6 protein-coding genes are annotated in these 6,088 nt (G+C 69.7%); 5 read left to right on the top strand and 1 reads right to left on the bottom strand.

The annotated features are described in order from the left end of the window. Positions 1-629: 629 nt before the first annotated feature. Positions 630-1,325 (bottom strand): alpha/beta hydrolase, encoded by a 696-nt coding sequence (locus ABZ904_RS50205; protein ID WP_361830931.1) that lies wholly within the window; start codon positions 1,323-1,325, stop codon positions 630-632. A 501-nt stretch (positions 1,326-1,826) separates the two neighbouring features. Here ABZ904_RS50205 and ABZ904_RS50210 point away from each other — a divergent pair. The 5 genes from ABZ904_RS50210 to ABZ904_RS50230 all read left to right on the top strand — a co-directional run bounded on the left by ABZ904_RS50210 (position 1,827) and on the right by ABZ904_RS50230 (position 5,884). Further along, positions 1,827-2,186 carry a hypothetical protein gene (locus ABZ904_RS50210; protein WP_361830934.1) on the top strand — a complete coding sequence of 120 codons (360 nt, stop codon included), beginning with the start codon at positions 1,827-1,829 and terminating at the stop codon, positions 2,184-2,186. Positions 2,187-2,643: 457 nt separating this feature from the next. After that, positions 2,644-3,051: a hypothetical protein gene (locus tag ABZ904_RS50215; protein WP_359410933.1), complete on the top strand. Its 408-nt coding sequence runs from the start codon at positions 2,644-2,646 to the stop codon at positions 3,049-3,051. Between the two features lie 3 nt (positions 3,052-3,054). Further along, positions 3,055-3,555, top strand: coding sequence for a DCC1-like thiol-disulfide oxidoreductase family protein (locus ABZ904_RS50220; RefSeq protein ID WP_361005932.1), 501 nt, complete (start codon positions 3,055-3,057; stop codon positions 3,553-3,555). An 11-nt stretch (positions 3,556-3,566) separates the two neighbouring features. Further along, entirely contained in the window at positions 3,567-4,307 is a 741-nt protein-coding gene (locus tag ABZ904_RS50225; RefSeq protein WP_361005935.1) for a TetR family transcriptional regulator, read from the top strand. A gap of 665 nt (positions 4,308-4,972) precedes the next feature. Beyond that, positions 4,973-5,884, top strand: a complete 912-nt coding sequence (locus ABZ904_RS50230; protein ID WP_361005937.1) for an NAD-dependent protein deacetylase — start codon at positions 4,973-4,975, stop codon at positions 5,882-5,884. Positions 5,885-6,088 lie beyond the last annotated feature (204 nt).

The raw sequence follows: 6,088 nt of genomic DNA on the forward strand, positions 1-6,088 counted from the left end.
GCCTGTTCCGCAACACCACCTCGACGCCATGGACCCAAGCCACGAACAGTCCAGCTGCACGTCACCCATCACACCGACACCGTGGCCACCGTCGGGAGTGCTGGCAGCCGAAACCGAGGCCGGATCGTCGGGTTCGCACGTTTCAGCCCATCTGAGGAGAGCTCTGCCATCGCGGAAATCGCGCGTTGACGACTCTCGGACAGGCCGACTACGCACAGGCCGCCCGGTGGGTACTCGAAGACAACGAACGAGCCCCGCGCTTCTACGAGGCCGGTGGTTGACGCCCCGACGGCGCGGCCGTGGTGGACACCACCGGCGGGGCCGCTCTCAACAAGTTGCGTTACGGCCACGCTCCTGATCAACCCGCTTATACTCCCAGCCGCCTAGAGAGCCAGGAAGCGGTGTGGTCGCGAGTCGGAGGCAAACTCGCGGAACCAGCACCGTGAAGCACGACGACGGGCCCTTGGGTTCCCACCAAGAACCCTTCAGTTTGCGTGAACCCGCAGGACTCCTGGCCCCGTGCTCGCTTAGCGGCGAAGTGACAAGTGGCTCAGACTGACGATCGCAACGCTCTGCAATGACAGCCTCCTGGCCCTCGGATCGCCGGACCGGTTCGTCCGTGGCTGCCGTCACAGGCTCAGCAGCAGGTCCCGGACCGCTGCAGGCTGGGACAGGAACGGGTGGTGGCCGGCGTCGAGCTCGACGACGCTGTCGGCCCGGCGGGCGAACTCGCGCTGCAGCCGCGGCGGGGTGCCCCGGTCCTGAGCGCAGACGAGGTACGTCGAGGGCAACTGCTGCCATGCGGCCGCCCCGACCGGCTGTCCGGTCACCTGCATGCTCTGCCGGGCGAGGTGGTCCGCCGCCTGCGCCTGAACCTCGGGGTCGCAGTCCTGCAGGAACGTGTCCACGAGCAGCTCGGGACGGACCCCGAACGTGCCGGCGTCGGGGTCGAAGTCGAGGAACGGGGCGGGGCTGTCGTCCCCGAACTCCGACAGGCTCTGCCCGACCTCGGGCAGGTAGCCGGCGACCAGCAGCAGTCGGCGCACCGACCCGATTCCCGCAGCGGCTTCCGCGGTGACGACACCGCCGTAGCTGTGGGCGACCACGACGGTCGGCTCGTCGCCGGCCTGCAGCACCTGCCGCACCGCGGCAACATCCTCGGGCAGCCCCGGACCGCCGACGCCGCCGGGCAGGCCCGCCTCGCCGCAGCTCGGTAGTGCCGGGGCCACGCTCGGCACCCCCCGCTCCTGCAGCAGCTCGGCGGTGCGGTGCCACCACCACGACCCGTCCCGCACACACGCCCCGTGCACGAACACGACCCTCATCGCCACCTCCACGTCGGCCACTCTCGAAAAGAACAGACCTGCGAACACAGGCTCCCACCGGCGTCGGGGACGATGCCGCAGTAAATACCGGATGTACCGCGACAGGGGCTCTGGGCCCGGATTGCCCCCCGCGATGGCCTCGTGTGTTCGACCGAGAATGATCACCGCCGTCGGGGGTGAGGCGTAATGCATTTAGCGCGACAGCGGTGGAGGGGTGGGCGAGGATGGCGATCGAACAGGCGGCCGTGTCGGAGACCGAGGGCGCCTCCCCTCTTCCGCGCGCCCAGGTCGTACCACTGGCCGCCGATCCCGCGACGCACGCCGCGATGGCCGGTACCTGACAGCGGCGGGCCTCTCGACGGGCTCGGCGCGGGTCCACCGGATCTCGCTGACGAACTGGCGCTGGATGCTGGCCGGCGCCCCGCCCCCGACCGGCCCGGCGCGGGGCGAAGTTCACCCGCGCTCGCGCTCGCCGCACTGGAGGACCCCGGCCTGCCTCAGGTGCTGACCGAGCTCGCCGCCGCCCGCGCGGGCGAGATGGACGCCGACACGGTGAACCGCGAGCTGTCCGTGGTGCGCAAGGCGATCGGCTGGTGGCTGCGGCAGGGCTGGATCGGCGCAGATCCGACGCTCGGCATTGAGCGCCGGCCGTCCCCGCCGGACAGGACGAAGGCACTCTCCCTCGTCCAGGTCGCCGCCGTCTGGCGCCTGAACGACGTGAGCTTGCGGGACAGGACCCCGTGGCGACTCCTCTACGAGAGCGCGGCCCGGGCCGAGGAGGTGCTGTGCCTGAACGTGGAGAACCTGTTCACCGCCGACAAGCGCGGCAGGATCAAGGCCAAAGGTGGCGCCACCGAGTAGATCCACTGGCAGTCCGGCGCGGCCCGGCTGCTGCACCGCCTGATCGCCGGCCGCACCAAGGGACCGCTGTTCCTCACCGAGCGCCGCGCGCTCGACGGCGCCCTCAGTCCCGAAAAGCCTCAGGCGGCCCTGCCATCACGCCGCACGACCGTCTCTCCCTCCGTGGGAGCTGCGCGTCGTTTCGCCTCCACTCAGACCCGGCCAGGGCGTCCTGGACCGGCATCAGCCATCCCGGCGCCAACCTGACGGTCCTGGAACTGTCGGCCGGCCGCCGCTCATCCTGGTCGGTGACCCGGACCAGGCCATCCACGCCCGGCGTCGGCGCCGAACCACGGCCCTGCACACGGACGCGCGCGCAGCCCGGGCCGAGCACCACACCCTTGAGTTGAACACGTTCAAAAGTGGGGCTACAGTCAGTCCAGACAGCGTTTTGAACGCGTTCAAGAAGGGTGGGGACATGGACCTCACGGTCATCGCTTACGTCATCTATCTGCTGATCAGCGTCGCCCTGACGGTCTGGGTGGCGCGCACGCTCAGCCGCAACGGGCGGATCTTCCTCGAGGACGTGCTGCACGGGAACGAGAAGCTCGCCGACGCCGTCAACCACCTCCTGGTGGTCGGCTTCTACCTCGTCAACCTCGGTTTCATCGCGCTCTATCTGAACGGCCACGACACCATCGACGACACACGCGGGGTCTTCGAGGCCCTGTCGACCAAGCTCGGCGTGGTGCTGCTGGTCCTTGGCGTGATGCACCTGGGCAACGTGTACGTGCTCAACAAGATCCGGCGGCGCGGGGCCATGGAGCGGGAGCAGGTCCCGCCCGTGGGGCCGCAAGGCTGGACCGCACCCTCGACGGGGGCCTGAGCCATGACGGCCACGGTGGACCTGGACGCCGCTCGCGTCCCGGTCCACGGGCTGACCGTGCTGTACGACGCCGAGTGCTCCCTGTGCACCTTCCTGCGCGACTGGCTCGTACGGCAGCCGCAACTGGTGCCGCTGGAACTTCTTCCGGCCGGATCGCAGCAGGCACACCGGCGCTTCCCCGGGCTCGATCCCCGCGCCACCCTCGAGGAGATCACCGTCGTCGGTGACGCCGGGCAGGTCTACCGCGGCGCATCCGCCTGGGTCGTGACGCTGTGGGCGCTGCGCGGCCACCGGGCCCTGGCCCATCGGCTCGCCACGCCGGCGGGAGCCAGGTTCGCCAAGGGCGCGGTGCTGGCGGCCGCCAAGTGGCGCGGGGCCCAGCGGGGCAGGGCGCAGTGGGGTGGACGCGCCTACCGCCAGGGCGAGGGCTGGACCTACGACCCGGGACAGGGGTGGACGTACACCGAGCCCGGGTGTGACGGCGGCGCCTGCGCCACTCGTTAGGCTCTGTGTCCGTGCCTGCCAAGAACTACCCAGCCGACCAGGGCGCCACGCCCACCAAGTCCGAGCAGACCCGCGCGCTCATCCTGGAAACCGCGATGCGGCTCTTCCAGGAGCGCGGCTACGACAAGACGACGATGCGGGCGATCGCCAAGGAGGCCGGAGTCTCCGTAGGCAACGCGTACTACTACTTCGAAGGCAAGGAACACCTGATCCAGGGCTTCTACGACCGGATCGCCGCCGAACACCGGGAGGCGGTCCGGTCGGTCCTGGAACGGGAGAGCGACCTGGAGAGACGACTGGCGGGCGTACTTCAGGCATGGCTGGACATCGCCACGCCCTACCACGAGTTCGCGGTGCAGTTCTTCAAGAACGCCGCCGACCCCGACAGCCCCCTCAGCCCCTTCTCCCCCGAATCCGAGCACGCACGCCTGGAGGCCATCAACGTCCATAAGGAAGTGCTGGCCGGGGCGAAGACCAAGGTGCCGGAGGATCTGCGGGACGCGCTGCCCGAGTTGATGTGGCTCGCCCAGATGGGTCTCGTCCTGTACTGGATCTTCGACCGGACCGAGGGCCGCGAACGCAGCTACCGGCTGGCACGGCGCGGCGCCCGCCTCACCGCACGCGGCGTCGCCCTGGCCCGCTTCCGGGTACTACGCCCCCTCGTCCACGAGGTACACGAACTGTTCACAGACTTCCTGCCGGGAATGACGAAGATGCTGCCCAATCCCGGAAACGGCCGCAGAGTCGAATGAGCACCAGCGGGTCAACAGGCCGAACGGCAGCTTCGAAGCCCGCCATGCCCACGGGCCGTGTATGCCTGCCGATCCGGCCGCGAAGGGCGGGACGGAGGCACCGGTCCGGATCACGAAGCCGGACCTGGTCCCCACCACGGTGAACCTTCGGCCCCAGTACGCCGGCGTCCCAGAACTGCAGGGTGCCTGCGAGGACTTCACGACCGAGATGAACGGCCGCCATCCAACGCGAGACCCGCCGGATCCCGGCCGAGCTGCTTGCCGAGGAACGGCCGCGGCTGCACCCGGGCAGCCGTTCAACGCTGCGTTCGGCGAGACCCGAAGCGTCGGCAAGGCTGGCCGCCCTGACTTCCGCCGTCGCCGCCACGACCGGTGCCGCGTTCGACGATGCGATCGCCCCGACGCGGCGCCGGAAGCTGCCCCGGCTTCCGCCGGCCGATGTCCGAGGTCATGGTGACGGCGAAGACCCAACGCTATTGAGCAGGAAGCCGCTCGCTCCAGCGGCGAGTGCCGCGTAGACACCGCACGACAGCGACGCTCTGTCGGAGGAAAACCTCCGCCACAGCCCCGCTACCGCATCAGCGGACCCCGAGGCAGCGCCCACCGCGAACCCGGTCACCCCAAGTGCGAACGACTGAACGCGGCACGTTTCGTACCCTGGCGACATGCGCATGCGCCCCACTCTGAGCTGGACCCCCACCGAGGATCCGCCGCCGGCCACCGCGAGTCTCGCGCCGATCGCCGATGCCCTGAGCACCGGCGGCGTGCTGGTCCTCAGCGGGGCGGGCATCTCCACGGAGTCAGGCATCCCCGACTACCGGGGCAAGGGCGGGAGCCTGAGCCGGCACACCCCGATGACCTACCATGACTTCACCGCCAGCGCGCAAGCCCGGCGCAGGTACTGGGCGCGCAGCCACCTCGGCTGGCGCACCTTCGGCCGCGCCCGCCCCAACGCCGGGCACCTCGCCGTGGCCGCGTTCGGGCGGCACGGCCTGCTCTCCGGTGTGATCACCCAGAACGTCGACGGCCTGCACCAGGCCGCCGGCAGCAAGGGCGTCGTGGAACTCCACGGAAGCCTGGACCGCGTCGTCTGCCTTTCCTGCGGCGCCTTCAGCCCGCGCCGTGAACTCGCCCGACGTCTGGAAGAGGCCAATCCAGGCTTCGAGCCGGTAGCCGCAGGAATCAACCCGGACGGTGACGCCGACCTCACCGACGAACAGGTCAAGGACTTCCGCGTGCTGCCCTGCACCATCTGTAGCGGCATCCTCAAACCGGACGTGGTGTTCTTCGGCGAAGCCGTTCCGCCGCAACGGGTCGAACACTGCCGCAAGCTGGTCCGGGAAGCGGCCTCGCTGCTGGTCCTGGGCTCCTCACTAACGGTGATGTCCGGGCTCCGGTTCGTCCGCCAGGCGGCCCAGGCCGGGAAGCCGGTACTGATCGTCAACCGGGATCCGACCCGGGGCGACCGGCACGCCCACACCCGGGTCGCACTCCCGCTGGGAACGGCCCTCACCACCGTGGCCGGCCAACTGCGCATCCCCACCAACGACCAGACGGCGGCCCCGGTGAAGTCGTGACGGTGCTGGGGCAAAACCGCAGTTCGCCGTACCGGCGCTTTATGTCGATGCAGAACCTCAACACCAAGCCCGCCCCCGACCACGGAGCCGATCCGTCCGAGCCAGCCTACTAGTACTGCAATCACAGTTGTGTGTGGTTGAGTTGGGGTGTGTCTGAGCTCGGGGTGGGGTTGGTTCAGGAGTGGGACGGGGTGTTGGCTGGGT

The sequence above is a fragment of the Streptomyces sp. NPDC046900 genome, assembly GCF_040644975.1.
In the GTDB taxonomy this organism is placed as follows: domain Bacteria; phylum Actinomycetota; class Actinomycetes; order Streptomycetales; family Streptomycetaceae; genus Streptomyces.

Excerpts from the sequence above, each read along its gene's own strand:
- ABZ904_RS50205 (WP_361830931.1), bottom strand. The coding sequence starts at position 1,325 with ATGAGGGTCGTGTTCGTGCACGGGGCGTGTGTGCGGGACGGGTCGTGG.
- ABZ904_RS50215 (WP_359410933.1), top strand. The coding sequence starts at position 2,644 with ATGGACCTCACGGTCATCGCTTACGTCATCTATCTGCTGATCAGCGTC.
- ABZ904_RS50220 (WP_361005932.1), top strand. The coding sequence starts at position 3,055 with ATGACGGCCACGGTGGACCTGGACGCCGCTCGCGTCCCGGTCCACGGG.
- ABZ904_RS50230 (WP_361005937.1), top strand. The coding sequence starts at position 4,973 with ATGCGCATGCGCCCCACTCTGAGCTGGACCCCCACCGAGGATCCGCCG.